Here is a 25,691-nt window from a genome sequence, read left to right as displayed (position 1 = left end):
TTGGCGTTGCAGCAAGGCAGCAACGTCAAGTAAGAAGGCTATGGTATGATGTAGCACTTTTTTAACTTACTCCCACGGATGTTGTTGTCCTGATCATGAAATATGTAACTACTTCTCGCATTATCAAGAGCCTGGCGCTCGGTACTGTCATTGTTATGAGCGCAGCTTCTGCTGCAAACGCTGATGACGTCAATTTAAAAACCATGATCCCCGGCGTGCCACAGATCGACGCGGAAGCCTACGTTCTGATTGATTACAACTCAGGCAAAGTATTAGCAGAAATGAATGCGGATGCGCGCCGCAACCCCGCTAGTCTGACCAAAATGATGACCAGTTATGTTATTGGGCAGGCAATCAAAGCCGGTAAAATCGGGCCAGAAGATATGGTTACCGTGGGTAAAGATGCCTGGGCGACTGGCAATCCAGAGTTCAAAGGCTCCTCGTTGATGTTCCTGAAACCAGGCGACCGTGTGCCAGTCTCTAAACTGACCCGTGGTATCAACTTGCAATCAGGTAACGATGCCTGTGTCGCGATGGCCGATTACGTTGCTGGTAGCCAAGACTCATTCGTTAACCTGATGAACAACTATGTTAAAGCGCTGGGCCTGCAAAACACCCAGTTCAAAACAGTTCATGGTTTAGATGCTGAAGGGCAGTACAGCTCAGCACGCGATATGGCATTGATCGGCCAGGCACTTATTCGCGATGTGCCAGATGAATACGCTATTTATAAAGAGAAAGAATTTACCTTCAACAATATCCGCCAGATGAACCGTAATGGCTTGCTCTGGGACACCAGCCTGAATGTTGATGGTATTAAAACCGGCCATACCGAAGCGGCGGGTTATAATCTGGTAGCATCAGCTACTGATGGGCAAATGCGTTTGATTTCAGCCGTTTTGGGGGGCCACACTTATAAAGGCCGTGAAACCGAGAGCAAAAAACTGCTGACCTGGGGCTTCCGTTTCTTTGAAACCGTAGCACCACTGAAAGTCGGCAAAGAGTTTGCTTCAGAGCCAGTCTGGTTTGGTGACAGTGATCGCGTACAGTTAGGGGTTGATAAAGATGTTTATCTGACAATCCCACGTGGCCGGATGAAAGACCTGAAAGCCAGCTATGTGCTCAATACCCCTGAAATTCATGCGCCACTGGCGAAGAATCAAGTTGTTGGGATGATTAACTTCCAGTTGGATGGCAAAACCATCGATCAACGCCCATTGGTGGTGATGAACGAAGTTAAAGAAGGTGGTTTCTTCAGCCGCATGGTGGATTACGTCAAGCTTATGTTCCATCGCTGGTTCGGCTAGGCCGCTGGCTTGAAAAGCCGTAAATAATCCCCACATTATAAAGAATGTCAAACTCCCGCCTCGGCGGGAGTTATAATTTTATAGTCGGACGTTTTTATTGTTATCTTAATACCTATCCGGCAATAATTGTTCCGACAGCAATCTGTCCGTCAACCCCAGGAGTGCACATGAAAACTAAACTGAATGAACTGCTTGAGTTCCCTTGTCCCTTTACCTACAAAGTCATGGGCATTGCTGAACCTCAACTGGTTAACCAGGTGGTTGAAGTGGTACAGCGCCATGCTCCGGGAGATTATACCCCGCAGGTAAAACCGAGCAGCAAAGGCAACTATCACTCTGTTTCCATCACCATCACCGCGACCCATATCGATCAAGTGGAAACGCTGTATGAAGAATTAGGTAACCTGGAGCTGGTCAGAATGGTGCTGTAATGCTATTCCAATACTGCCTTTTCACCTATGGTCCGAACTGCTGACTCAGCTTTCGGGCCTTATTTTTACCACAAAACTATTCTTTCAATCATCAAACTCTCTCTTTCAATCGCCAAAACAGTGGCTCCTCACTGCTGGGCTGGTATACTGACGCCACCATTTCTGTAACCAGATGATGCCTCGCTTGCAACAACACAAGATCATTTTACGCCAGCTAGGGTTACAACCCTATGCCCCCGTATCTCAAGCCATGCATAATTTCACTGAGTTCCGCACCGATAGCAGCGCGGATGAAATCTGGTTGGTTGAGCATCAGCAAGTTTTTACTCAAGGTCAGGCAGGAAAAGCCGAACATATTCTGATGCCTGGAGATATTCCGGTTATCCAAAGTGACCGAGGGGGCCAGGTCACCTACCATGGCCCTGGCCAGCAAGTCATGTATATCATGATTGATCTCAAACGCGCCAAATTGGGCGTGCGGCAATTAGTCACCGCGATTGAGAATACTGTCATTGAGACACTAGCTCATTTTGGCATTGATTCACGAGCTCGCCCGGATGCTCCTGGCGTGTATGTTGACCAACAGAAAATTTGCTCATTGGGCCTGCGCATTCGTCGAGGCTGTTCATTTCACGGCTTGGCCCTCAATGTTGCCATGGATTTGGAGCCATTCCAGCGCATTAATCCATGTGGTTACGCCGGAATGCAAATGACCCAGGTCAGTGCGCTAAAAGCGGGCACCACTATTGCGGATATCCAACCCATATTAGTGCGTGAGTTTATCCGTGAATTAGGCTATTCACCGGCAGAACAACAACCCTGGTCATTGGCTGACTATTTACCTGTCGGCACCCAATAGCTCAATAACTGTCAATATGTGGTGTTCAAATGCCCTATAGCATCCCATTTACAAACGCCTACAAAATTGGGGGCTGAATGGGACTGGCGAAAGATGATATAATTTTTAAACAATTTTCAAAAATTTTTTAACGAACGCCACATCCCGTTGAATTTAATAAAAAATCTCAAATTGAGAGATTCAGAACTGGAACCTGTACGATTATGAGTAAACCGATTCAGATGGAACGCGGCGTCAAATACCGCGACGCAGATAAAATGGCGTTAATCCCGATTAAAACCGTGGTTACTGAACGCCAAGAGCTGCTACGAAAACCCGAGTGGATGAAAATCAAGCTTCCTGCTGACTCCAGCCGCATTCAGGGTATCAAGGCTGCAATGCGTAAAAATGGTCTGCACTCGGTTTGCGAAGAGGCGTCCTGCCCTAACCTGTCGGAGTGCTTTAACCACGGTACCGCAACATTTATGATCCTCGGGGCAATTTGTACCCGCCGTTGCCCATTCTGTGACGTTGCCCATGGTCGCCCGGTCACACCGGATGCCAATGAGCCAGAAAAACTGGCTCAGACTATTAAAGATATGGGTCTGCGCTATGTCGTTATCACGTCTGTCGACCGGGATGATTTGCGTGATGGTGGTGCTCAGCACTTTGCAGATTGCATCTCAGCAATTCGAGCCAAGAATCCAACAATTAAAATAGAAACGCTAGTGCCTGATTTCCGTGGTCGTATGGATCGCGCATTAGATATTTTGACGGTAACTCCACCGGATGTGTTTAACCATAACCTGGAAAACGTTCCCCGGGTGTATCGTCAGGTTCGCCCAGGGGCTAACTATGAATGGTCGCTTAAATTATTGGAGCGCTTCAAAGAAGCTCACCCAGAGATTCCTACCAAGTCTGGGTTAATGGTGGGCTTAGGTGAGACCAATGCCGAAATCGTGGAAGTGATGCATGATTTACGCCGCCACGGCGTCACTATGCTGACACTAGGGCAGTATTTACAGCCTAGCCGTCACCATTTACCGGTACAGCGCTATGTCAGCCCAGCAGAGTTTGATGAGATGAAAGCGGAAGCAATGGCAATGGGCTTCACCCATGCCGCTTGTGGCCCGTTTGTGCGATCCTCTTACCATGCAGACTTGCAAGCAAAAGGGTTGGAAGTTAAGTAAGCAAATTAGCCTGAATAAATACTCAGGCTAATTTCAATGAAATGTTTTATTACACCTTAAATAATAAACGACCAAAAACGGATTTCCAGTGAAGATCCGTTTTTAGCTATCAGCCTGTTTCCATTATCAGCTACAGAAGAATTGCTGATAATACCCCAGCTAATGAATGATCATTCTTCTATGGCAACCGAGATGGCGGCCAAGCAAGTATAATCAGTCTTTATGCTCGATCGGCGGTTTGGCTTCTGTTGCTGTTTTAGACTCAGCAGTCGTGCTGGCTGGCGGAGCATCGTCATTGCCCATGGCCTTTTTAAAACCTTTTAAGGCCGCACCTAAGTCCGCACCCAGCGTGCGCAGTTTGCTGGTACCAAACAACAACACAATCAATATGCCGACTACCAATAACTTGGTAATACTGAGACCTTCCATACACACCTTCTTGATTAGCACTGTTTATTAAAGCATGGGCTATTTACGAATAAATTGCCGATTAAAACAAGAGTAATATGTAACAGATTTCGTTAGTGAACTATGATTTACTCAGAGTCCATTCTCGCTTATTTGACTCACTCCGGATGAGACATTGCCGTTAACATCCCCCCAAAGCAAAAATAACGAGGGAATCGCCAATTGCCTTATTCAAGTAGAATAAATACCCGCCGATCTGGGTTAAGTTTTGCTAAAATGACTTATTTACCGCGTGTATTTGGCTTAGGCATTGGTATGTTTTGTGTCGGCTCAGTACTCTACACTCAGAATTCTCCATTATGGCTTTGGTTCTTGCTCGCCCTTAATGGATTAGTCTGGCCACATATTTCATACCTGCTGGCCTTACGCTCTGAACAACCGTTTGAGCAAGAAATCATAAATATGAAAATAGACTCAGCACTAGGTGGTGTCTGGGTCGCAATAATGTCGTTCAATGCTCTGCCGTCTGTTGTGATTCTGTCCATGATGAGTATGAACAATATTGCTTCTGGCGGAAAAAACGTTTTTTGCAAAGGCCTCGCATTGCAGATTGCCTGTAGTTTACTGACCGCATGGATATTTAATTTACCCTTTAAACCTGAGACCTCACCACTCCAGGTCTATGCCAGCTTACCGATGATAATTATCTACCCTTCCCTACTTGGATTAGTCACCTATCGCACCGCAAAACGTCTGGCCGAAAATAAAGAAGAGTTATTGCGTATTAGTGTCAGGGATGGGTTAACCGGGCTTTATAACCGCAGACACTGGGAACATCAACTACATAATCAATTTGATAGTTGCCGACGCTACCAACACGGTGCCACACTTATTTTACTTGATATTGATAATTTCAAATCGATTAATGATACTTTTGGTCATGCGGTGGGTGATGAAGCTATTACTATTCTTGCCGAAGAATTATTGCTAGGGCTACGAGCCATCGACATTGTTGGCCGTTACGGTGGGGATGAATTCGGTGCCATTTTACCTAATACTACAGCAGAACAAACACGGGAAATATTATTGCGAATTCAGGAAAAACTGGCTGATTTAGTTTTTATCCAAGCCCCGACTTTACAGCTAAGAGTCAGTGCTGGTATCGCGGATTACCGGCACGACATGGTTAACTATCAGCAATGGCTGAAAGCTGCCGACTCTGCGCTATATCTGGCAAAAGACAATGGTCGTAACCGCATTGAACTGGCAAGCTGAATAACAGCAAAGTACCGGCATAGTGGTATCTCTAAAGAAAGGTGTTTATGTTTAATACATTGCTGGCAGTATTTATTGGTGGTGGAGTAGGTAGTGTTGCCCGTTGGCTAGTCAGTATGAAGCTAAACAATTTTTCGCCCAATATCCCAGTGGGGACACTTATTGTAAACTTGGTTGGTGCTTTCATTATCGGCCTGACATTAGCAGTATTCACCCGAATTGCACACATTGACCCCGTTTGGAAGTTACTGATTACCACGGGTTTTTGCGGTGGTCTAACGACATTTTCAACCTTTTCTGTTGAAGTTGTCTATTTACTTCAGGATGGGAAATTAGCTTGGGCGGCTGGTACGGTTGCACTTAATCTGGCTGGTTCACTTGCCATGACTATGCTGGCTTTCATATTGGTTAATTACTTTGCTGGTCAATAATAACGAGCAAGATAGCGCTATTTTTACACCGTCTTAATGTTTTCTTAATCTACAGATAAGATAATTATTTAGCTGAGAACAGTTAACCGATGGGGTGACTGATGTGCTGGATAAATCCTATGTTTAGTTTACCTAAAACAGGAACCGAATGGCTGGCAGTCATTTTTTGCCTATTGATCACCGCCACCTTCTTAAAGGCATATCTCTTTTAGCTAATCCCTTTAGGGCTAAAAATAAAAAACCCGCCTGATAAAAATGGGGCGGGTTTTAAGAAATATTGGCTACTTAGATAGCGATAACATTAGCAGCAGATGGCCCTTTGGCACCGTTCGTGATTTCAAATTCTACACGCTGGCCTTCAGCAAGAGTTTTGAAACCGTTGCTAGCGATGGCGGAGAAGTGAACGAAAACGTCCTTACTGCCATCTTCTGGGGTAATGAAACCAAAGCCTTTAGATTCATTGAACCACTTAACGCTACCTTTAATCTTAGACATCAAACTTACCTTTACGTGAATGTTGGACACAAAATGTGTGTCCAATACAGTACAGCAATAGAACTGTTTTTTGTCCACGGCAGAGATCACAAAAATTAGATAAAAAGTGAAAAAGCCACCTTTCATGCTCAATTACTAGCACAGAAATCCATATTTTTTTCTTTTACAACACACCCTAAAGGTGTTGTAAGAAAGCACCAGACTGTATCTGAAAGCGATTCACCTGTATTATACTTACCCATTGGATACGCTAATATGAGATGCATGATGAACGGTAGAATAACAACTTTTTTTGAAGATAAAGGTTTTGGTTTTATCACCGATGAGAACGGAGATAACCGTTATTTTCACGTTATTAAAGTTGCTAATCCCGAGATGATCAAAAAAGGTGCGGAAGTCACTTTCGAGCCGACAACCAATACTAAAGGATTATCCGCATTTGCAGTGAAAGTGGCAATTGAGAGCAAATACATATTTATTGCTAATGAGAGAATCAAACTCACCAGTATCAAGTCATTCAATACCTTTACTAAAGAAATTCCTGCGCAGGCTGAAGTCGATAAAGCCAACACTATCCTTTCAGTCAATTTACTGATGAATAAAATCCGGCCACAGGAAGAAGATATTTCAGAAAAAACAGTACCATTGAGAATGCTATCAATAACGACGTTCCAAAATGTCACATACACATTCTCTGAGTACGAGGTTGATATCGACAGTACGATTACCAAGTTGAAGAGTATTTAGTCTGGGTTTTGTTTTTACTGAAACAACGCGGCATCGCAACCCATAAACAGCCCCAAATAACTTTGGGGCTGTTTGGGGTTTTGAAGCTGGCATCCCTGCCCGCTAGCACAAGAAAATCCCTTTGGTATTCTCTGGTGTCGACGGAAAAAGTAACCAAAATTCAGTCCATTGTTATATTAACTATTTGAACATAAACATTTTAATTAACTCAACATCAGTACGGGCACCCAGTTTTTTCATGGCCGACCGTTTTTGTCCACTGACTGTTTTTTCACTCTTTTTCAAAATTCTGGCGATATCTCCCCCCGAAAATCCTTCATTAAACAATTTCAACACGATATTTTCATTAGGTGTCAAATACTGCCGCTCTGACGATGATGGACTCAATACTTTCGGGGATTTTCGCTCAATTAAATTTTCTTTAAGCCCGCGAACTTTACGTTTAAAAACAGTCGCAATCTTATTGGTAACGGTATCGATGGAGTCTTCTCTGAAGATCATCGTCACATTACTGAACCTTGGAATACCCTGTAAAAAGCTATTCAACCGGGAATCACAAATCAAAAAAACATCTGCTTCTGAAGGCGCTTTATCCAGACGTTTCAGAGCATCGAAAAAACTAAACTCATCAACGCCAATAAAAATGATATCTGCCGAATAAAATGCTTTACGATAGAATTTAATCTCTTTTTTAAACCCTAACGATGTAAATATCTTTTTTACGATGGTTACCATACCCAACGTTTGGTATTTATCATTATCAACGATCATACAGCTTATCATATTGGCCACACCCGCTAGTGCTTCAGCACCCTATGAATTGTTAACTCACATCTGTTTGTGATGAAATAAAAGCTATTAAAAATTATGTAGATAGCCCAGAACATACCTTACTTTGCAGTAAACCATAGAGGAGTGAGGATATATATAGGATGTCAACACCAGAGAGTGTAGGAAACGTCTTTTTCTAAAAAGAATATTTCTTAGTTGTTTATTTATCTTTAGGTCTGCCGAACGTGACAGCATTAGGATTGTATGTAAAAATAGTGAAAAATTAGTAGCCTAAACAGGAAGGTTCTAATGCTATACCTACGTTATCTGAAGCTGGATATCTCGTTTAACTTTATTTTAAGCCAAACAACTTTATGAGAAACGTCGGTTTACATGCACTGAAAACATTAAGCTGCTTTTCTGCCGTTACCTTTTATTCTGCCAGTAAAACGTGTACTGAACAGTGCTTTCTCGGTGGCGAAGTGATGAGTATTCTGTACTTTTTATCGATCATCGCAACTCCACTTTTCTTTATGATTATTGGTTATATCGATTCAAATGATGAGATAGATCAATCAGATATACTCAGAAAGTTAAAATCTATAATAACCATTATTATTTTCTGGAATGTGCTTTTCTACTTCATCAATGAAGATGGCTTCAAGCGGGGTTACTTCCTGCAAAGTTGGCTTTTATTCAGTATTGCTATTATTTATCTAATCAATCCAATAATCTCTAAGATATTAAAAAGTAACAGAACAGCAATCATAACCCTCTCGTGTTTGGTGATATTTTCTGTTTCTATCGATTTAATCAGTGCATTTAGTGAAAAACCCTACCTAATTGATTTTCCGCAATACTTTAGATTATGGACGTGGATCTTCTATTATATGACCGGCAGGTTCCTTTGCTCCAAAGTATGTCAAAGAATAACCAAAATTCCGAGAATACGTTTTGTGGCAAAAGTACTTCTTATCCCGACAGCAGTTTCCATGTACTTCTATGAAAGTTTTATGTCGATATATGTTTATAAAACAGTAAATGCCAGCTATTTCCTCGATAACTTACACGTTTTAATACTGAGCTTATGCTTATTTGTCATATTTGATAATTTTGACACTAAACACGAATGGATAAAGAAAACATTAGCCTATATCAGTCCATCCATGATTGGAGTCTATATTTTGCATGATGGGATTTTCTATTTCATTGCCAGCGCATATAACTTATCGGATGTCACACTGAGGTTCACATTACTGTTATCCGTATTTGCGGCGTCAGTGCTGTTATCGCGGATTTTATTACTCAATAAATATACGTCACGCTTTATCTCGTTTTGATTTATGTGATCGCAAGCACATGTCCATTTTTTTCTATGAGATATGAGCATCACACCTGTACTCCTGTACTCCTGTACTCCTGTACTCCTGTAAGTGTATTTGGTCAAATGGGGTGTCGGACTGGAATTTTGTCTGGCACGGTGTCAATTTGACGTGACCATGAGGGAATACGATGTCTATCTCTGCACGAAACCAGTTATCCGGAACAGTCCATGCCATTGTTGAAGGTTCAGTCAATGATGAGGTTGTTCTATCTTTAGACGGTGGTGAAAAGCTGACTACCGTAATTACTAAAACGAGCTGCAAAGCATTAGGTCTGTCGGTAGGAAAACCCGCAATTGCCTTAGTCAAAGCACCTTGGGTTATTTTAGCTTCTCTGGATTGTGGTTTGAATTTTTCAGCCCGTAACCAATTTACGGGTAAAGTCCAAACCATCTCAAAAGGCGCCATTAACTCTACTGTTAAAGTTGTTACCGTTAATGGGTTAGCACTGATCTCAGTTATCACTAATGAAAGCCTGGAAGAAATGGCGTTATCTGTAGGAAGTGAAGTCACTGCATTATTTAAAGCATCCAGTGTCATTCTTGCTACCAAGAAAGCATAAAAGCACCTTATCTTCAGAGATTCTATTCTAAAAATAGAATAAGCCGCCACCAGGCGGCTTATTTAATGTTGAATGCAGGACAAAACAGCCGTAAGATCACTGAGGCCGATATATGTCTCTGTAATGAGCTAATCTTTCCCGAAAGAAATCGCATTCATCTGGCGAAAGTTTCGCTTCAATTTCATCAACATTTATTTTCTTTTTTTGGTTTTCCATAAAAGCAACCGTGGATGCCACAAAGTCCAGGCTGGTATGGCAATATGCTGAAATGAGTTTCTCAAGTGCTGACATATTATCCCCCTTATGTGACGATGCACATCGTAAAAGTTAACACAAATAATTATATTAAAAATGAGATCAATATCAACTTACGCAGGATTAACCTCCCGTAAGAACCCCGTCCTGTGTGACTTTATTGATTTTGCTGACATTACCCTGAAACGGAATATTTTGTCGCGATAGCTGTTTTTTAGCGGAATTTACGTTATCGTTTGGCGAGCCAACTTGAAACTCATCATTTATAACGAGAATTAAAATGAGAAAAACGACGATGATTATGATCGCTATTGCGCTGGCAGTATTCGCTTACACGCATTTTACCGGAGCCTAGCGCTAATACACCTATGTTAAAAGTCATTGCACAAGATTTTATAAAACCTGAGCACATCAGTGATGTCATGCCACTCTATAAAGAATTAGTGGAAAGAACAAAACTTGAGCCACTTTGTATTTCCTATGATTTATTTATCAATCATAAAGATCCCGGCAACTTTATTTTTGTTGAAGAATGGCCAAACCAAGCGGCATTAGATATACATTGCGCATCCGAGCATTTCCAGCGGTTGGTTCCGCAAATCAATCAATATCAGCGGAAAGAGTGCACATTCATGTTTATGCACCCTTTTGCAGAGTCTTTATAAGCAACTTGTTATTACGCAAGTTGCTCGTCTTCATGGTATTGATTCTGCCACATGGCTGCGTACCGGCCATTTTTCAGCAATAACGCCTCATGCCGCCCACGTTCAACTATTGAGCCCGCATCCATCACAATAATTTCATCGGCATCAATAATAGTGGATAAGCGGTGAGCAATAACCAAGGTAGTGTGGTCGCGGCTAACTTCGCGCAGGTGGGCCTGTATTTCGCGCTCAGTATGAGTATCTAACGCGCTGGTCGCTTCATCAAAAACCATAATAGCCGGATTTTTAAGAATCGTGCGCGCAATCGCCACTCGCTGTTTCTCACCCCCTGATAACTTAAGCCCACGCTCCCCTACTCGCGTGTCATAGCCATCTGGCAAACCAATAATAAAATCATGAATATGGGCCAGTTTCGCCGCGCGTTCTATTTCTGCAAAACTGGAAGAAGTTTTGCCGTAAGCAATGTTATAACGCAGCGTGTCATTGAATAGCACCGTATCTTGCGGCACGATGCCAATAGCCTCACGTAAACTGGCTTGAGTCACATTGCGGATATCTTGATCATCAATATAAATCGCGCCATCAGTGACATCATAAAACCGGAATAATAGACGAGATAGTGTTGATTTACCGGCTCCCGATGCACCAACAACCGCCACTGTTTTGCCAGCAGGGATAGTGAAACTCACTTTATTCAGAATAGGTCTACGCGGATCATAACCAAAACTGACTGAGTCAAACCGCACTTCCCCTTTTGTAAGATGTAAAGCCGGCGCATCAGGGCAATCTGTAATCTCTTTTTCCACCATCAATAAATCGAGCATATTCTCCATATCAATCAGTGCTTGTCTGATCTCGGAATAAATAAACCCAAAGAAATTGAGTGGCTGGTACAGCTGAAGAAGGTAAGCATTGACCAACACAAAATCACCAATGGTCATACGGCCCTGTGTAATACCTTGCGCCGCCATGGACATCATCACCACCAGCCCTATGGAGATAATGGTAGTTTGCCCCAAACTTAAAGCGGTATAACTGAATTGACTTTTTATCGCTGCATATTCATACAGTTTTCGTGACGAGTTAAAGCGCTCGGCTTCAAACTGTTCATTACCGAAATATTTTACCGTTTCATAATTTATCAAACTGTCGATGGACTTGGTGTTGGCATCTGAATTGGCTTGATTAACCTCCCGCCGAAAACGGGTTCGCCAACTGACCGCCACCACAGTAAATAGGATATAGCATGCCACTGTCACCAGAATAGCGACTGCGAACCAACCATCTAGCAAATGCCACATGATAAGAGAGACCAGGGTTATCTCAAATAAAATGGGGAAGATAGAGAACAAAATGCGGGAAAGTACTGTGGCAACCGCTTGTGTACCACGCTCAATAGATAAAGATAACCCGCCGGTTTGCCTGTCCAGATGAAAACGCAAACTTAGCTCATGTAATTGTTTAAATACCCGTAAACCAAGCAACCGAGTTGCGTTCTGGCTGACGTGTACAAACATCACGTTACGCAGTTCTTCGAATAGTGAGGCACTGACTCTCGCGATCCCATAAGCAATGATCAAAGTGATGGGAATAGCCATCATCTTGGCATTTTCAGTGCTTAATGTGTCGATCATCGCCCTGTAGGCAAGGGGCACCAGTGTGGTACTGACCTTAGAAACCACCATAAATATCACGGCGGCAATCAGGTAGTAGCGGAGTTTCGAATTATTTTTAGGCCACAAATAAGGTAATAGGAACTTGAGTATACGGGAGCGATCCATATTGATGTGTTTGTCATCCCAGGTGAAATAGCTGTCATTATTTTTTTATATTCTGCCACGTATCCGGGTTATGGGCTAATGAACCTGGCAATATCATAGAATTATAGGAACATATCTTTTACCCACTCCTGGCAAGTGATTAACAGAGGAGTCTTATAAATCATAAAAGTATATGCACTATAATTAATTGGAACTTATCTAAACTTGAGGCAATCAAATGGTATGGATTGAACAAGGTTTATATTTAAGAATCAGTGAGATGGTCAATGGTCCTAGGCCACTTCCGCTTCAGAGTGGTTTTAATGTGGCATCAGCCTATCGGGCTTTGGGTCTCTTCAATCCATCAGAAACTTCTGATGCTTACTACATATTGTCCAATGACCGTAATGAAATATGGTTCATCTGTAACCGTCATTTAAGAACCGTCGCACTATCCCCTAAACCGGAAGATTTCAGAAGACCACTGTCATCATTTACTGATTTCGTTCTGTGATGATTGATAAAGATCTACAACTACCTCCCAAGAGGAATGAAAATGTAAAATTGGATAATCTCACTTAATATTGAGGAGATTTTTTCAGCATTATCAATGCTATTTATTCTCGCTAAAATCTGATACCCAATTCGTGAGCACTCACGGTTCTATCTTCTTGATATAAGCATTTGCACGGATATAGAATATCTTAGCAGCGGCTTTCAAATGACGTCATATATACGCACTCAAAAACCGCTATTAAAAATATAATTACTCGTCGAAGAACCAGTATCCCTGATTAATTAGCTCAGTTAACTCCGCCACGAAAGCCGGATCACAGAGCGCCTCCCCCAGTTCTTCCTTGCCAAGAATGGTATAGCGGCACAACGCATCAGCGGCTTTAGCGTCGCGTATTTCCAACCGATCACTATTGATAAAGAAACTGTCGCCCACTTGTAGAACCCGCAGCCCGCTAAGACGAGTCAAGACTTCACCGTCCATTAAGGCGTCGACAATCTCATTCGGCTCGTAAGGCGGCTCCGCCGGAGCAATATCCAACTCATGGCGGGGTGTCGTTGCAAAGCGGCCAAACCATTGCTTAAAGTCTTCTGGTTGATTAATCATTTCGATCATCATCCCACGCAGGCGCTCGAGTTCAACCTCTTCAACCCGGCCTGGATGTTCTCGGCAGGTTAAATCAGGGTCGCTGTAGTGCTCATTACCAAGATCGTTTTCTAGCGCATAGTCGGCAAAGCTGCTGATTAAATCTCGCCCATTTGGCCCGCGAAAACCTACTGAGTAGTTAAACGCCGTTTCGTGAGTGAAACCATCGTGCGGGAAGCCGGGTGGAATATATAAAATATCGCCTGGGGCCAAATCTTCATCAATAATGGGTGTAAAGGGTTCAACATGTAGCAATGCCGGATGTGGGCAAAACTGCTTTAATGGTTGCTTATCGCCAACTCGCCAACGGCGGCTACCCATCCCCTGGATAATAAACACATCATATTGATCAATATGTGGCCCAACCCCACCACCTGGGACCGAAAAGGAGATCATTAAGTCGTCTAAACGCCAATCTGGCAGCACACGAAACGGCCGCACTAACTCAGCAGAGGGGGCATGCCAATGGTTAACCGCCTGAGCCAGCAGTGACCAGTTGGTCTCACCCAGATTATCAAAGTGCTCAAATGGCCCGTTACTCGCCTGCCACTGACCATTTTTATGGCTGACCAGCCGGCTATCGACCTCTGCTTCCATTGTCAAACCCGCCAATTCGTCCGGCGTAATCGGATCGACAAAATTCGGGAAAGCATTTTTTAATACAACTGGCTGTTTTTGCCAATATTTTTCTAAAAATTCGGGCCAATTAAGGTTAAGTTGATAAGCCATACTTTCATACCACTGAGAAAATAAATGGGCTTGATTATAAAGTGGATAACATCCTGACCGCCTTGTCATGGGTCAATGACGCGACGCAGTTAAGTTAAAAACTCAACATTTCAAACACAAAACATTGGCCGAAGATATCAATAGCACTGCATCAGTAATCTCCGGTAGGCACGTTTATTTCAGTCGTTCCATCGCGTTTTTAAGTGAAGTATCAACCAAAGTGTTTTCGGTAAGACTGGCTGCGATCACCGCCTCAGAGGTTCGCAGTGCCTGCCGAGCCTGAAGAGGTTTGCGAATATGTTCAATAGCCGCCATTGTGTCTTGGTAACCTTGCTCAATCCACGAATCTATATGCGTAGCGGTAAAGCCCAATAAATCTTTCGCCCCGCCCAGAACACCTTCGTTACGTTTTAATAAGCGCTGTGGCCGGATTTCCAGCACTGTCGTATCCGGGAAACGGTGACGATCCCACAAGGAAGCATCGCTAAGATGGGTGACGATGACCATGTTACAGCCCGCATCCACCAATGGCTGAACCGGAGTATTGCCCTGCACTTCCCTCCAACCTCCCATTCCGCCGTCACTGTAACGCGTGCCGTTGACCTCACGAGATTGGAATAATAGCGGCAACGCTGCTGAGGCTAATAACGCCTCTTTTTGCTGGTTGAGTGGCAAGTTCTGAATATGATGGAATTCTGAGTCGCGAGTAGACCCAAGACCAAACTCGGCAGCAATACACTTGATGATATCCAGCATACCGCCTTCTGTTGGATATAACGACACGTACAATGGCAGCCCGGAAGCTAAAGAATCAATATCGAGATAACGATTCATCAGGTCAATAAGCGGTTGGTCAGAAATCAACGGCTCATTTTGCAACCCTTTAATCCCCGCGGAGACACCGGCATGGCGAAGGAGAGTGCTGAGCAGAGTGCCGGCCTTACTAAATGCCGGTGTTAGCCCCATCCCAATACCAAACTGCACAAGTAGCGAGATGTAAACCGATTTGTTCACCTCCATAACGTTGCTATTACCCAGATGCGCCCAGATTTCTGTCATTCTCTGTGCCGCTTGAGTGAGGCTCGGCGAGGCCGCCACAATAGCGCCATTTAACGCACCGATACTGGCTCCGGCGACAACATGCACCTCCGTGCCCGACTCAGCAAGAGCTTTCACTACCCCGACTTCATAAGCACCGATAGCCCCACCGCCAGAAAGAGCAAGACCCACTTTCATTGCCTGACTCATACGGCCCCCTGATTAAAGACTTCATCAACCATACTGTGAGCAATGCGTTCAGCAGAGCTTAAACGCGGCATTCGTAGCGGCAAGGCGGTGTATTGTTGGGTAGTAGACCAAGTGATAGGGTGAGCCTCCTCGCTACACCAATCCGCCATCCAGTTAATGACTTCCGGCCAGTCATTTTGCTGGATCTGACCAGCTTGCCACACCAGCCAACTTTGAGAATCATGACGCGCCCCAGCCAGGCTATTGTGGTCTTGGGCCAGCTGTGTCAGTGCTTTATTTTTGAGGATGTCTATCATCTGGCTCACCTGTTTTGTTTCTCCATGACGAATAACATCACCAAACGCGCCCCAGCGCAGTTCTTCCAATGCAACAAAACACCGTCCGGCCAGCGGTAGCGCGGTATAGCGACCTGCCCCCCAGGCTGAGAAAATTTGATCCAGATGCAGTTGCCCGCGTTGGAGCATATCTACGCGGTTGAGCTCTTGCTCCAGTCTACTGAGCTTTTCGTTGACCTGATCAGCCAGTTTTGTTAACTGCTCACGGGTATCCGCCGAATAATGCGCGATAGCGGTGGTATCCCTAATGAGTGAAGTGACTCTGTCATTCACCTGCGCCAGCGCATAGTTGGTACTTGCCAGTGATGAGGTTAGCTCCGTGAGCCAGGTCAGAGAGGCCTGAACACCCTCCGCGAGCGACGCAGTAATAGCATGCTGACGAGAAGAGGCTTGCCCTGTAACCCCCTCTTTGACTCGCAGGAAAAAACTACGGTCTTTTTGCTGACGCAGATGGTCCTGCGTCACGTCGATCCCATTGGCAAAATCCACAATAAACTTTTCCGGCAGACACGCCAGATGTTTGCATGCCTCATTATCGGGAAATTTTTCAGTCAATATGTTCATCACAACATCGGCTCCAACTCTTCTTTTAGTGCTTTACTGTCACGAATCATTTCTGGAGTGAGTTTTTTCAGTTCCTGCAAGCGTTCAGTAAGCTGTTCCTGTTCATGCTGATTGTTTTCATGGTCTTCCCTACTCTGAATGAGGGTATTTCTCAGTTGCTCGACCTTACTTTTGAACGCGCTGAAGAAAGTTTCAATTTCTTGCAGAATAGGTTTGTTGATGTGTGTTTCAATGGTCTGATTCAACTCAGCAAAATGCTCTTTGGTCTGTTCAACCACAGCAGTCTGAATTTTCTTAATATTCACCATGCTGCGGGTAACATTGACACTGTAATCCTCCCAACCCCAGTCATCGGTGTTAAACAATTTGCAGACGGAACCCCATGCACCACTCGAACGGCGGCGGCGCGATTCACTGTAAGTTTTCTCCTCCAGCAGATTGGTCATGCGAGTTCTGACAGCAAGGTTCGTCTGTAGCTGATTCACTTTCGGGAAGTTAATATTCACCGTAAAACCATCATCTTCAAGGCGAGTGTTAATCTGGCGAGCAATATTCTCTACCGCCTGCATGGCAGTGCCATGGAAGCTTTTTTCAATATTGGCGACAATCTCAGTGAGCGTAGGTTTGATTTTTGTCTCCGTCTCAGCCAGCAGGCTGGATACAGACTCTTCGATCTGCTGGATAAATTTAATCGCTTCACTTTGTTCTTCGAATTTTACTTCCGATTCGTTAGGGTCAAAATCACGAGGGGCAGACCGCTGACCGCCTGCCACGGTATTGATGAAAGAACTGAAAAGCCCTCTGGGAGCTTGAGTTGCTGGCAGTTGCGCTTCAAATGCTTCTCGTTCTTTGCTTTTTCCATTTTTGAAGTAATGGCTCAGAGAGTCTTTAAGTGTTTTTTCTGCATCCTTTAGCAATGTATCGATTTCACGGGTAATCCCCTTCATCGCACTTCCGACTTCGTCATCGACGTTTTTCTGACATGTACCAATATTATTGATATCACTCAGTAAATCATTAATCTGCGCTTTTAAGGTTTGAATGCTGGTCAGCAATCCCTGATGCCGTACTGACAAATATTCATTGGTATTTTCCGCATTCTGCACCAATTTAGCGGCGGCAGAATCGACTGCCAGAGCTGCGGCCTTGGCATGCGCAGCTTGAATCACTTCAGTAATTAATTTATCAAATAATGAACGGCGCCATATTCTATCGGCACTCTGACTGACACTCTCCAGATCAAAAAGATCCTCTTCTTCCCAGGTGTAACCGAACGCTAGCTGAGCAAAATCCTCTACCCACTCTTCACTGATTGAAAGTTTACCCGCCTGACTCACTATGCTGCGCGCGCGGTTGGCCAGATAAGCATGACGAGAAGAACCGGGGTAAACACGGTCACTATTCAAAGCACCGTTGGCTAGCATGGCTGGGACAGTTTGTTTAACCGTTTCAGCGTCATCGCTGTTGCGATCTTTCTGATCAAATTTATTGACCAATACAAACAGACGGCCCGCAGCAACCTCTGCAATATCATTCAATTCTTTACGGACCTGCTGATCGGCTTCCGAGTTGAGTTGGGTGTAATCCAACACCGCGAGGACGGCGGAGGCTTTTTGCAACTGGTCACGCATCATCGCTTGTAACTGCGGCTGCCCAGCTTCGTTTGGCCCAGGTGTATCAAGTAATGTCAGAGTGCCCTGGCTATCATCCATTCCCGTTAGATGGCTGAATTCAACTTCGATAACCGGCAGCTCATGAACATCTTTGTAGGCGTCAAAGGGGAATTCCACACGCAGTGCAGTGGCCAGACGCACCAGATCATTGAGAGAAGTCAGACAAGTAAAAATATCGGCTTCACCACAATAGTTTTTTTTCAACCAGGTATCATCAGTGACAATACTTAATAATTTGCGCTTTTCCGGATCGTTATTCAGTTCAAGAGCCAGCTTTTTGCCTTCATCAGTCGTGATTTTTTTACGCAATGCCACGATTAATTGCTCGATAGGCTCAACATTATTAAGTTGCAAATCTGGAATGATTTTCCCCGGCACATGGCGAATCAGGGTGGGAATAGAGGTCATTGGCCGGTTTCGATTAGGGAGGACTTCTTTACCGACAATCGCGTTAATCGTGGTGGATTTACCGGCTTTCATGGTACCGACAACAGCAAGCACCATTTCTTTACGAGTGATTTTTGTTTGCTCGCCCTGCAATTCTTCAATTCTTTTTATTGCTTTGTTTTTATTAAATAATTGCTCTTTACTGCTTTGCATATTGTCGACGAGAACATTGGGTTCTTCGAGCATTTTGTTCAGCAAGTGAATGTTAAGCTGCAATAATCTTTCCGCCTCACTACACAGCAACGCAATATTGTTCTCGTGCATTATGGTTCCTTTTTACATTTCAATTTTCTCTTTTAATCAAGATATTAACGGCAAGCCCACAAAAAACATAAGTGATATTTACGTCTAATTTTTGGGGGGGTTATAACGGGGAAGTAATACTACCAGTGGGAGGCAGAAGCGGATATCGGCAGCAATCTGCCCCTGCAAAGCCAGCAAAACAATAACACAGCTACAGAGCGAAGAACCTGTTGGTATTGACCTGCTGGCAGACATAGCGAAGTCACAGACAAGGAGGCGCTTGTCCCCTTAATCTTTTATTTCAATCGGTTACCTTGGTCATCAACGACTCTTTCACCATCTTCCTTAGTAAAAGCACCTTTCTGTACCTCCGGCAGAATATCCAGAACCTCTTCTGAAGGACGGCACAGCCTGGTTCCAAGCGGCGTCACCACAATCGGACGATTAATCAGGATGGGATGTTGCAGCATAAAGTCGATCATCTGATCGTCAGTAAAACGGTCTTCGGCAAGCTCTAACGTTTCATACGGTTCTACATTTTTACGCAGCAATGCCCGTACTGTGATGCCCATATCCGCAATAAGTTTGACCAGTTCATCGCGGGAAGGTGGTGTCTCAAGATAATGGATAACAGTCGGCTCAGCACCGCTGTTACAGATCATCTCCAGCGTATTACGCGATGTGCCGCAGGCTGGGTTGTGATAGATAGTAATGTTGCTCATATCAGTATCTCATTACAAAGCGAAAGAGAGACGTAGCGCCAGCGCGGCCAGCGTTACAAACAGCACCGGCAGAGTCATGATAATCCCGGTGCGGAAATAGTATCCCCACGTGATGGTCATATTCTTCTGTGAAAGTACGTGCAACCAGAGCAGTGTTGCCAGGCTACCAATAGGGGTAATTTTAGGCCCCAGATCACAACCAATGACATTGGCATAAATCATCGCTTGTTTGATAACACCTGATGCGGTGCTTCCATCGATCGATAATGCGCCAACCAGCACGGTAGGCATGTTGTTCATGATGGATGACAGGAATGCTGTCAGGAACCCCGTGCCAAATGTGGCGGCCCAAAGCCCCTGGTCGGCGAGTAAATTCAACACGCCAGAGAGATATTCTGTTAGCCCGGCATTACGCAAACCATAGACCACCAGATACATTCCCAGCGAGAAAATCACAATCTGCCACGGCGCACCACGCAGCACTTTACCGGTGTTAATAGCATGGCCTCTTTTAGCAACGACAAAGAGGATTACTGCCCCTACCGCCGCAATAGCGCTGACCGGAATACCCAACGGCTCAAGAACAAAAAAACCTATCAGTAGAAAGATTAATACAACCCAGCCAGTTCTGAACGTCGCCGGATCTTTGATAGCGAGCGCAGGTTCTTTCAGTCGGTTCAGGTCATAGGTCGGTGGGATATCTTTGCGGAAGAACAGGTGCAGCATCACCAGTGTGGCAATAATGGCGGCAATATCCACCGGTACCATAACAGATGCATATTCTGTGAATCCCAGAGAGAAAAAGTCAGCCGAAACAATATTGACCAGATTTGACACAATAAGTGGCAGACTGGCGGTATCGGCAATAAACCCTGCAGCCATAACGAAAGCCAGCGTAGCGCTTTTACTGAACCCAAGCGCCAGCAGCATGGCAATAACGATCGGTGTCAGAATGAGAGCCGCACCATCATTGGCAAATAGCGCTGCCACCGCCGCACCGAGCAGAATGATATAAGTGAACAACAGGCGGCCACGGCCCTTTCCCCAACGGGAAACATGCAATGCTGCCCATTCAAAAAAGCCAGACTCATCCAGTAGCAAGCTGATGATAATCACGGCAATAAAGGTTGCTGTAGCGTTCCAGACGATATTCCATACCACTGGAATATCGGCAATGTGTACGACACCAGAGATGAGTGCCAGTATCGCGCCTAACATGGCGCTCCAGCCAATCCCTAACCCTTTCGGCTGCCAGATAACCAACACGATGGTCAGGATGAAAATTGCGCCTGCCAGTAACATAAAACCTCCTGACAGAGCAGCATGACTGCCCTGTATACATTAAAAATCAACCTGCGATCTGTCTGAGTTTGTCGACAGACTCCGGTACTGCACATATTGCCGGATCAAACACCGTTAACGTTTTCATCCCCAATACATCATATTTGAAAAATCATATATGTTTAGGCAAATTTTTTAGATACAAACAGCTTTACCACTACCAGAACAGTTTGACGATACCAGTTGGCGAGCGATGAGCTGTACGTCGTCCTGTTGGCTTAACCAAGCTTGCTCAATAACTTGGGCGGCCCACGAAGGGATATGTGGAGATAAGCGATAATGAACCCACTTCCCCTGTTTGCGATCCAGCAATAACCCACTCTCACGGAGCATTGCCAGATGACGGGAAATCTTGGGTTGTGACTGCTCCAGCGCCGAACAGAGATCACACACGCACAACTCTCCCATCTCCTTAAGCAGTAACACAATGCCCAGACGGGTTTCATCGGATAGGTTTTTGAAGAGTTGTAGGGCGGTAAGTGACATAGCTATCTCCTGATTATCAGCTCTAATGATAATCAGATTGTTTCTGCTGTCAATTATACATTCGATTTTTCATATATAATGTCAAAACAAAAGGGGAAATTTGTATTCCAGTTTGATTTTCTAAAGTGATAGTCAGTCTCAGTTTTTTTTCAAAAACGAGTTACATCACTAAAATATGAGTTCAACACATCAAGAATACTTTTAACGTCGACTACAACAATGTGCCTAAATCAGAGTCCGGTTTTAGTTGGCCGTTACAAACCATTAAATACATTCACTCGCCATCGGTAAATTTATAAAGCTTGTCCGCTGGCTTTGCACTTCTTACCTTTACACCGGTTAATGCCATTTGTAGCTCTTGATTGCTGGCTGTTGATATAAGATCCCATTGAACCTGAACTTACCGCCATTTATACCTCCAACTATCGATAGAATACAGTGAGTATGGGTGGCCTCCCAATCTGGTTTGGTCATTTTTAGAATTTCCTGCGAATTGGTAAAGTCTCAGCCACTAGTCAGTCTACATTTTTAAATATTAAAATAAATATAAAATTCAATCATATAAAAACAGTTCGATAAATAAATCATCATTCATTTAATTATTATTTCATTACTTATTGTAAAATAAAGCCCTACTAAACATACAAAGGAACCTTTTCACTTGAAAATTTCAATCATTACAGCAACCATTGTATTTAGTGCCATTTTAAGTGGGTGTGCAGTGCAAAATGACAAAACACAGTTTCACGGCATTGGTTTAACATATCAAGCAGATGTAAAAAAACTAGATAATGGGGATTACTTCACTGAAGTTGAAGCAGCACCTGCAGCAGGTCGAATTAAAGGTGCTATTGGCACGGCCAACAAAAAAGCGTCAGATTTTTGTCGGGCACAAAATAAAGCCATGAAAGAAGTGAAGACTGATATAGATACTCATTTACTCGTGAATGGTGTTGCTCGTCTGACTTTCCAGTGCGTATAAATATCCGTAAGAATTATTAATTTTTTATGATACCAAGAGAGCCGTTGTGAAAATAGCTCTCAATTGAGTTGGCTCCGAAATCAGAATTACCTATTTATCGCTTTGGCCATTTCTTGCCTTCCATCGCCAGCTGAGCATCACGAAAGGTTCGACACGCTAATAGATATACCGAATAAATCAGAAAGTGCATTGCTGATCAGTAATCATTTATACCCTCCTGAAATGAAAAAAAACGCACAAGGCGGGACAGTATCTTCAGCTATTATTTTTAATTAATACATTCGCTCCACACAGCCCATCCTCGCACTGTGGTGTCTAAATCGCATAATCTCTGGCCGTCATTATCGATAATTTCCCCGTCATATTTATGACCTTTCTCATTGAGAAACCTTATAGTTAAGGTACCATCATCTCTGACGTAATGTATTTTCCTATCAGTTATTTTTTTCAAATCTGATATATGATTGTCATCATTCTTTTTATCTAAAAAACGATACCCACCCAAAAATTCAGTACTACCATCTTTCATCCCTGCCGTTACGTTAAAAAAGACATAGTGGTACTCTTTATTGGTTGAAAGTCCGAGACCTTTTAAATCAAAAGTAACAAGTAATACATTTGGATGTGTCTTTTTCAAATCAATAATGGATACCAAATTGGTTTTAAGGGAAAACCATCCCCCAGAGCAATCTAGTCTATGTAAGAAATGCCATTAGATATATTTAGGATGGTAAAATATGCTTTATTATTTTTGTGTGTAGCCCAAGATGAAGTGACAATAATCACATCACTATCATAATCTGGAATATTTTATTTTTTCGCCACATAATGTTTTATACCCTTCCCTTGACAACATATTATCCGATCGTATTTCTCTGCGGATTGTATATTTATTGCGGGAAATGAAATTTTATCTCCCGCGCCTTGCTTAGCAATTTTTTGACAAATATTATCAACATCCTTTCCATAGCTAAAAATGAGATAAAAGATATAACTGACAATAGCCATTTCATAACTCACACCTTTACATATCATTTTACCCGCAATTTATCACTGTATGACTATGACTTCATCACTATATTTCATTATTGAGTATTATGAATAATTCATCGATGTTGATATTTTCGCCCCCTTTTGAACGGAGACTTTTTGTCGTTCACCGGTTTTGTCAGAAATCAACGTAAGTTCAATTTCTGTCTTTTCTTCTCCTATCCCCCGTGAGATATCACTGATACCTCGCACACTGTTATTAATCGGATTTAAAATTGAATCGGGCTTGTTTGGAATCATGCTTTCGATGACATTTGTGCTTTCATGGCTCGGATTAGTGGGCTGTTGGGGCAATACCACACCAGGAGACCTCACTCCATACTCATTAATAGACCCCGATTGATAGCAGCTTTTCTTTTCCAGCAATCCGATATTTCAACCGCCAGTAACGTGAACCATTTGTGTTTACTAAAAAAATAATCCGCCGCCGTCGGAGAGCTTATAAGGTTTCTCTTTTCGCTTTGCGGTATCCACTTGCCGGGCGTTTAGTTTCATGTGGGGGTATCTCATTCCATTGAACCTAGACTTACCTCCATTTATACCCCCAACTATCTATAAAACTCAGTAGATGTGGATAAGCGTAGGGATACTAGGAAGTTCCAGAGATACTGATTATATAAGGGATTTATGGACTTAGATAGACTTCAGGAGACGTAAAGATGGTACGCCCTACAGGGCTCGAACCTGTGACCTACGGCTTAGAAGGCCGTTGCTCTATCCAACTGAGCTAAGGGCGCATTTGATATTTACCGCAGCATAGAACGCTGCTGGTAGTCAGTTGCGGGTTGGATTATACGGGCAGTCGCCTTTGAGTCAATGGCTTTTCGCCTTACGGTTTATCAACTGGCTATTTAATCGTTAATTAATCGTTATTATACGCCTGACAGCACGCCCCGCTTCTGACAAAATAGGCTGATTCCCGCTTTTTTAATTGATGGACCCTTCCACTGATGTCAGCGAAAATTATAGATGGTAAAACGATTGCGCAGCAGGTACGAAACGAAGTAGCTGCGTTGGTACAGAAACGTTTAGCTGCGGGTAAACGTGCCCCAGGTCTTGCTGTTGTGTTAGTAGGTGAAAATCCAGCCTCACAAATTTATGTCGCCAGTAAACGTAAGGCATGTGAAGAAGTGGGTTTCGTGTCCCGCTCTTATGACCTGCCGATGACCACCACGGAAGCTGAGCTGTTAGCATTAATTGATTCCCTGAATGGTGATAGTGAAATCGATGGGATTCTGGTGCAACTGCCACTGCCCGCGGGTATTGATAATGTCAAAGTTCTGGAACGTATTCATCCGGATAAAGACGTGGATGGCTTCCATCCATACAACGTGGGTCGTTTGTGTCAGCGCGCACCAAAGCTACGCCCTTGCACCCCTCGCGGCATCGTGACACTGCTAGAGCGTTATGACATCCCAACTTACGGCCTAAACGCTGTCGTCGTGGGAGCATCCAATATTGTTGGTCGCCCGATGAGCCTTGAGCTGTTGCTAGCGGGTTGTACGACTACCGTTACACATCGGTTTACCAAGAATTTGCGCCAACATGTCGAAAATGCAGATTTATTAATCGTTGCCGTGGGTAAACCCGGTTTTATTCCCGGCGAGTGGATAAAACCCGGTGCTATCGTGATTGATGTCGGCATTAACCGCCTGGAAAGTGGTAAAGTAGTCGGCGATGTAGAATTTGATGTCGCCGTTGAGCGTGCGGGTTGGATTACACCGGTTCCCGGTGGCGTCGGGCCGATGACTGTTGCAACACTGATACAAAATACCTTGCAAGCCTGCGAGGAATATCACGACATCAACGAAAATAGAGTGAAAGGATAGTAATGGACATTTTTCATTTGGAAAAACACCCGCACGTCGAACTGTGTGACTTATTAAAGTTGCAAGGTTGGAACGATAGCGGTGCATCAGCAAAAGCCGCCATTGCTGATGGGCAGGTAAAAGTTGACGGGAATGTAGAAACGCGCAAGCGCTGCAAGATCCTGGCTGACCAAATTGTTGAGTTTCAAGGTATGAAAGTACAGGTTAAAGCCTAATAACCTCAGCAACGGCGAGTTTTAGCTGGTTATTGCGAAAAACTGCCGTAGCAACAGTTAAAAGTACAAAATATGGGCAAAAAAATGCGGTTACTGGTCAGCGCCAGAACCGCAATTTTTTTAATCTTAGTTCACTGAATAGTCGCCCACT

29 protein-coding genes, 1 tRNA gene and 1 pseudogene are annotated in these 25,691 nt (G+C 43.8%); 14 read left to right on the top strand and 17 right to left on the bottom strand.

Going from position 1 to position 25,691, the window contains the following annotated elements; genetic code table 11:
* Positions 1 to 95: 95 nt before the first annotated feature.
* From dacA to lipA, 4 genes are all read left to right on the top strand, one after another.
* On the top strand, positions 96 to 1,307 hold the full coding sequence (dacA, locus tag DX162_RS12160) for a D-alanyl-D-alanine carboxypeptidase DacA (RefSeq protein WP_004390608.1): 1,212 nt from the start codon (positions 96 to 98) through the stop codon (positions 1,305 to 1,307).
* A 167-nt stretch (positions 1,308 to 1,474) separates the two neighbouring features.
* Positions 1,475 to 1,738 (top strand): DUF493 family protein YbeD, encoded by a 264-nt coding sequence (ybeD, locus tag DX162_RS12155; protein ID WP_004390609.1) that lies wholly within the window; start codon positions 1,475 to 1,477, stop codon positions 1,736 to 1,738.
* A 172-nt stretch (positions 1,739 to 1,910) separates the two neighbouring features.
* Positions 1,911 to 2,597: a lipoyl(octanoyl) transferase LipB gene (lipB, locus tag DX162_RS12150; RefSeq protein ID WP_004390610.1), complete on the top strand. Its 687-nt coding sequence runs from the start codon at positions 1,911 to 1,913 to the stop codon at positions 2,595 to 2,597.
* A 203-nt stretch (positions 2,598 to 2,800) separates the two neighbouring features.
* Positions 2,801 to 3,766 carry a lipoyl synthase gene (lipA, locus tag DX162_RS12145; RefSeq protein ID WP_032819853.1) on the top strand — a complete coding sequence of 322 codons (966 nt, stop codon included), beginning with the start codon at positions 2,801 to 2,803 and terminating at the stop codon, positions 3,764 to 3,766.
* A 213-nt stretch (positions 3,767 to 3,979) separates the two neighbouring features.
* Here the strand turns inward: lipA and tatA are convergent, their stop codons facing one another.
* Entirely contained in the window at positions 3,980 to 4,195 is a 216-nt protein-coding gene (gene tatA / locus DX162_RS12140) for a Sec-independent protein translocase subunit TatA (RefSeq protein ID WP_004390612.1), read from the bottom strand.
* Positions 4,196 to 4,450: 255 nt separating this feature from the next.
* Here tatA and DX162_RS12135 point away from each other — a divergent pair, with 255 nt between their 5' ends.
* On the top strand, positions 4,451 to 5,449 hold the full coding sequence (locus DX162_RS12135) for a diguanylate cyclase (protein ID WP_004390613.1): 999 nt from the start codon (positions 4,451 to 4,453) through the stop codon (positions 5,447 to 5,449).
* 47 nt (positions 5,450 to 5,496) lie between these two features.
* A complete protein-coding gene (gene crcB / locus DX162_RS12130) occupies positions 5,497 to 5,880 on the top strand; it encodes a fluoride efflux transporter CrcB (protein ID WP_004390614.1) in 384 nt (127 codons plus the stop codon).
* 285 nt (positions 5,881 to 6,165) lie between these two features.
* Here the strand turns inward: crcB and cspE are convergent, their stop codons facing one another.
* Positions 6,166 to 6,375 (bottom strand): transcription antiterminator/RNA stability regulator CspE, encoded by a 210-nt coding sequence (cspE, locus tag DX162_RS12125; RefSeq protein ID WP_002210315.1) that lies wholly within the window; start codon positions 6,373 to 6,375, stop codon positions 6,166 to 6,168.
* A 267-nt stretch (positions 6,376 to 6,642) separates the two neighbouring features.
* On the opposite strand from cspE, the gene DX162_RS12120 reads away from it, so the two are divergent.
* The gene (locus DX162_RS12120) at positions 6,643 to 7,122 is read left to right on the top strand and encodes a cold-shock protein (protein WP_032819854.1); all 480 of its coding nucleotides are present in this window, start codon (positions 6,643 to 6,645) and stop codon (positions 7,120 to 7,122) included.
* 180 nt (positions 7,123 to 7,302) lie between these two features.
* Here the strand turns inward: DX162_RS12120 and DX162_RS12115 are convergent, their stop codons facing one another.
* Entirely contained in the window at positions 7,303 to 7,893 is a 591-nt protein-coding gene (locus DX162_RS12115) for a helix-turn-helix transcriptional regulator (protein ID WP_004390619.1), read from the bottom strand.
* Positions 7,894 to 8,267: 374 nt separating this feature from the next.
* On the opposite strand from DX162_RS12115, the gene DX162_RS12110 reads away from it, so the two are divergent.
* Both DX162_RS12110 and DX162_RS12105 read left to right on the top strand, forming a co-directional pair.
* Positions 8,268 to 9,233: an acyltransferase gene (locus tag DX162_RS12110; RefSeq protein ID WP_004390620.1), complete on the top strand. Its 966-nt coding sequence runs from the start codon at positions 8,268 to 8,270 to the stop codon at positions 9,231 to 9,233.
* A gap of 172 nt (positions 9,234 to 9,405) precedes the next feature.
* Positions 9,406 to 9,837, top strand: coding sequence for a TOBE domain-containing protein (locus DX162_RS12105; RefSeq protein ID WP_004390621.1), 432 nt, complete (start codon positions 9,406 to 9,408; stop codon positions 9,835 to 9,837).
* Positions 9,838 to 9,933: 96 nt separating this feature from the next.
* On the opposite strand, the gene DX162_RS12100 is transcribed toward DX162_RS12105, so the two are convergent.
* Positions 9,934 to 10,128, bottom strand: coding sequence for a glycogen synthase (locus tag DX162_RS12100; RefSeq protein ID WP_032819855.1), 195 nt, complete (start codon positions 10,126 to 10,128; stop codon positions 9,934 to 9,936).
* 332 nt (positions 10,129 to 10,460) lie between these two features.
* On the opposite strand from DX162_RS12100, the gene DX162_RS12095 reads away from it, so the two are divergent.
* Entirely contained in the window at positions 10,461 to 10,757 is a 297-nt protein-coding gene (locus DX162_RS12095) for a putative quinol monooxygenase (protein WP_004390622.1), read from the top strand.
* Positions 10,758 to 10,768: 11 nt separating this feature from the next.
* On the opposite strand, the gene DX162_RS12090 is transcribed toward DX162_RS12095, so the two are convergent.
* Positions 10,769 to 12,538, bottom strand: a complete 1,770-nt coding sequence (locus DX162_RS12090; protein WP_032819856.1) for an ABCB family ABC transporter ATP-binding protein/permease — start codon at positions 12,536 to 12,538, stop codon at positions 10,769 to 10,771.
* 217 nt (positions 12,539 to 12,755) lie between these two features.
* Between DX162_RS12090 and DX162_RS22580 the strand changes: the two genes are divergently transcribed.
* On the top strand, positions 12,756 to 13,031 hold the full coding sequence (locus DX162_RS22580; RefSeq protein WP_071777613.1) for a hypothetical protein: 276 nt from the start codon (positions 12,756 to 12,758) through the stop codon (positions 13,029 to 13,031).
* Positions 13,032 to 13,283: 252 nt separating this feature from the next.
* Here DX162_RS22580 and DX162_RS12080 read toward each other — a convergent pair whose 3' ends face one another.
* The 7 genes from DX162_RS12080 to arsR all read right to left on the bottom strand — a co-directional run bounded on the left by DX162_RS12080 (position 13,284) and on the right by arsR (position 21,464).
* Complete coding sequence (locus DX162_RS12080; protein WP_004390624.1) at positions 13,284 to 14,405, bottom strand: ribosomal protein uL16 3-hydroxylase; 1,122 nt, start codon at positions 14,403 to 14,405, stop codon at positions 13,284 to 13,286.
* Positions 14,406 to 14,579: 174 nt separating this feature from the next.
* Positions 14,580 to 15,653 carry a patatin-like phospholipase family protein gene (locus tag DX162_RS12075; protein ID WP_032819857.1) on the bottom strand — a complete coding sequence of 358 codons (1,074 nt, stop codon included), beginning with the start codon at positions 15,651 to 15,653 and terminating at the stop codon, positions 14,580 to 14,582.
* Positions 15,650 to 16,555 (bottom strand): diguanylate cyclase regulator RdcB family protein, encoded by a 906-nt coding sequence (locus DX162_RS12070; RefSeq protein WP_408642844.1) that lies wholly within the window; start codon positions 16,553 to 16,555, stop codon positions 15,650 to 15,652. Before DX162_RS12070 ends, DX162_RS12075 begins: the two co-directional genes overlap by 4 nt.
* Positions 16,552 to 18,936 (bottom strand): dynamin family protein, encoded by a 2,385-nt coding sequence (locus DX162_RS12065; RefSeq protein ID WP_004390626.1) that lies wholly within the window; start codon positions 18,934 to 18,936, stop codon positions 16,552 to 16,554. The genes DX162_RS12070 and DX162_RS12065 overlap by 4 nt, the downstream gene beginning before the upstream one ends.
* A gap of 275 nt (positions 18,937 to 19,211) precedes the next feature.
* Positions 19,212 to 19,637 (bottom strand): glutaredoxin-dependent arsenate reductase, encoded by a 426-nt coding sequence (gene arsC / locus DX162_RS12060; RefSeq protein ID WP_004390627.1) that lies wholly within the window; start codon positions 19,635 to 19,637, stop codon positions 19,212 to 19,214.
* A gap of 12 nt (positions 19,638 to 19,649) precedes the next feature.
* Positions 19,650 to 20,939 (bottom strand): arsenic transporter, encoded by a 1,290-nt coding sequence (locus DX162_RS12055; RefSeq protein WP_004390628.1) that lies wholly within the window; start codon positions 20,937 to 20,939, stop codon positions 19,650 to 19,652.
* Positions 20,940 to 21,113: 174 nt separating this feature from the next.
* Complete coding sequence (gene arsR / locus DX162_RS12050) at positions 21,114 to 21,464, bottom strand: As(III)-sensing metalloregulatory transcriptional repressor ArsR (protein ID WP_032819859.1); 351 nt, start codon at positions 21,462 to 21,464, stop codon at positions 21,114 to 21,116.
* A 661-nt stretch (positions 21,465 to 22,125) separates the two neighbouring features.
* Between arsR and DX162_RS12045 the strand changes: the two genes are divergently transcribed.
* Positions 22,126 to 22,446: a hypothetical protein gene (locus tag DX162_RS12045; protein ID WP_032819860.1), complete on the top strand. Its 321-nt coding sequence runs from the start codon at positions 22,126 to 22,128 to the stop codon at positions 22,444 to 22,446.
* A gap of 268 nt (positions 22,447 to 22,714) precedes the next feature.
* On the opposite strand, the gene DX162_RS12040 is transcribed toward DX162_RS12045, so the two are convergent.
* From DX162_RS12040 to DX162_RS12025, 5 genes and pseudogenes are all read right to left on the bottom strand, one after another.
* Positions 22,715 to 23,083, bottom strand: a complete 369-nt coding sequence (locus DX162_RS12040) for a hypothetical protein (protein ID WP_127446280.1) — start codon at positions 23,081 to 23,083, stop codon at positions 22,715 to 22,717.
* Positions 23,084 to 23,256: 173 nt separating this feature from the next.
* Positions 23,257 to 23,454, bottom strand: coding sequence for a hypothetical protein (locus tag DX162_RS12035; protein WP_032819862.1), 198 nt, complete (start codon positions 23,452 to 23,454; stop codon positions 23,257 to 23,259).
* An 87-nt stretch (positions 23,455 to 23,541) separates the two neighbouring features.
* A complete protein-coding gene (locus DX162_RS22295) occupies positions 23,542 to 23,862 on the bottom strand; it encodes a hypothetical protein (protein WP_169311111.1) in 321 nt (106 codons plus the stop codon).
* Positions 23,825 to 23,991, bottom strand: a pseudogene (locus tag DX162_RS22575) (Arm DNA-binding domain-containing protein); the annotation flags it as partial. The pseudogene DX162_RS22575 and the gene DX162_RS22295, both read right to left, overlap by 38 nt.
* A 165-nt stretch (positions 23,992 to 24,156) precedes the next feature.
* Positions 24,157 to 24,233 (bottom strand) — tRNA-Arg (locus tag DX162_RS12025).
* Positions 24,234 to 24,446: 213 nt separating this feature from the next.
* Here DX162_RS12025 and folD point away from each other — a divergent pair.
* Both folD and ybcJ read left to right on the top strand, forming a co-directional pair.
* Positions 24,447 to 25,325: a bifunctional methylenetetrahydrofolate dehydrogenase/methenyltetrahydrofolate cyclohydrolase FolD gene (gene folD / locus DX162_RS12020; protein WP_004390633.1), complete on the top strand. Its 879-nt coding sequence runs from the start codon at positions 24,447 to 24,449 to the stop codon at positions 25,323 to 25,325.
* Between the two features lie 2 nt (positions 25,326 to 25,327).
* Positions 25,328 to 25,540, top strand: coding sequence for a ribosome-associated protein YbcJ (ybcJ, locus tag DX162_RS12015; RefSeq protein WP_004390634.1), 213 nt, complete (start codon positions 25,328 to 25,330; stop codon positions 25,538 to 25,540).
* Positions 25,541 to 25,691 lie beyond the last annotated feature (151 nt).

The organism is Yersinia kristensenii (assembly GCF_900460525.1).
GTDB classification, from domain to species: Bacteria; Pseudomonadota; Gammaproteobacteria; order Enterobacterales; family Enterobacteriaceae; genus Yersinia; species Yersinia kristensenii.
Note: the sequence above shows the minus strand (reverse complement) of the source record. Positions and strands in the feature narration are given on the sequence as shown.

Bases quoted from the DNA above. Each gene is read 5' to 3' on its own strand.
- folD (WP_004390633.1), top strand. From the start codon at position 24,447: ATGTCAGCGAAAATTATAGATGGTAAAACGATTGCGCAGCAGGTACGA.
- arsR (WP_032819859.1), bottom strand. From the start codon at position 21,464: ATGTCACTTACCGCCCTACAACTCTTCAAAAACCTATCCGATGAAACC.
- DX162_RS12115 (WP_004390619.1), bottom strand. From the start codon at position 7,893: ATGATCGTTGATAATGATAAATACCAAACGTTGGGTATGGTAACCATC.
- DX162_RS12065 (WP_004390626.1), bottom strand. From the start codon at position 18,936: ATGCACGAGAACAATATTGCGTTGCTGTGTAGTGAGGCGGAAAGATTA.
- DX162_RS12080 (WP_004390624.1), bottom strand. From the start codon at position 14,405: ATGGCTTATCAACTTAACCTTAATTGGCCCGAATTTTTAGAAAAATAT.
- DX162_RS12075 (WP_032819857.1), bottom strand. From the start codon at position 15,653: ATGAGTCAGGCAATGAAAGTGGGTCTTGCTCTTTCTGGCGGTGGGGCT.
- cspE (WP_002210315.1), bottom strand. From the start codon at position 6,375: ATGTCTAAGATTAAAGGTAGCGTTAAGTGGTTCAATGAATCTAAAGGC.
- lipB (WP_004390610.1), top strand. From the start codon at position 1,911: ATGATGCCTCGCTTGCAACAACACAAGATCATTTTACGCCAGCTAGGG.
- ybeD (WP_004390609.1), top strand. From the start codon at position 1,475: ATGAAAACTAAACTGAATGAACTGCTTGAGTTCCCTTGTCCCTTTACC.
- lipA (WP_032819853.1), top strand. From the start codon at position 2,801: ATGAGTAAACCGATTCAGATGGAACGCGGCGTCAAATACCGCGACGCA.
- DX162_RS12105 (WP_004390621.1), top strand. From the start codon at position 9,406: ATGTCTATCTCTGCACGAAACCAGTTATCCGGAACAGTCCATGCCATT.
- arsC (WP_004390627.1), bottom strand. From the start codon at position 19,637: ATGAGCAACATTACTATCTATCACAACCCAGCCTGCGGCACATCGCGT.
- DX162_RS12095 (WP_004390622.1), top strand. From the start codon at position 10,461: ATGTTAAAAGTCATTGCACAAGATTTTATAAAACCTGAGCACATCAGT.
- DX162_RS12055 (WP_004390628.1), bottom strand. From the start codon at position 20,939: ATGTTACTGGCAGGCGCAATTTTCATCCTGACCATCGTGTTGGTTATC.
- dacA (WP_004390608.1), top strand. From the start codon at position 96: ATGAAATATGTAACTACTTCTCGCATTATCAAGAGCCTGGCGCTCGGT.
- DX162_RS12100 (WP_032819855.1), bottom strand. From the start codon at position 10,128: ATGTCAGCACTTGAGAAACTCATTTCAGCATATTGCCATACCAGCCTG.
- DX162_RS12120 (WP_032819854.1), top strand. From the start codon at position 6,643: ATGAACGGTAGAATAACAACTTTTTTTGAAGATAAAGGTTTTGGTTTT.
- DX162_RS12135 (WP_004390613.1), top strand. From the start codon at position 4,451: ATGACTTATTTACCGCGTGTATTTGGCTTAGGCATTGGTATGTTTTGT.
- crcB (WP_004390614.1), top strand. From the start codon at position 5,497: ATGTTTAATACATTGCTGGCAGTATTTATTGGTGGTGGAGTAGGTAGT.
- DX162_RS12035 (WP_032819862.1), bottom strand. From the start codon at position 23,454: ATGGCTATTGTCAGTTATATCTTTTATCTCATTTTTAGCTATGGAAAG.
- ybcJ (WP_004390634.1), top strand. From the start codon at position 25,328: ATGGACATTTTTCATTTGGAAAAACACCCGCACGTCGAACTGTGTGAC.
- DX162_RS22580 (WP_071777613.1), top strand. From the start codon at position 12,756: ATGGTATGGATTGAACAAGGTTTATATTTAAGAATCAGTGAGATGGTC.
- DX162_RS12110 (WP_004390620.1), top strand. From the start codon at position 8,268: ATGAGAAACGTCGGTTTACATGCACTGAAAACATTAAGCTGCTTTTCT.
- DX162_RS12090 (WP_032819856.1), bottom strand. From the start codon at position 12,538: ATGGATCGCTCCCGTATACTCAAGTTCCTATTACCTTATTTGTGGCCT.
- tatA (WP_004390612.1), bottom strand. From the start codon at position 4,195: ATGGAAGGTCTCAGTATTACCAAGTTATTGGTAGTCGGCATATTGATT.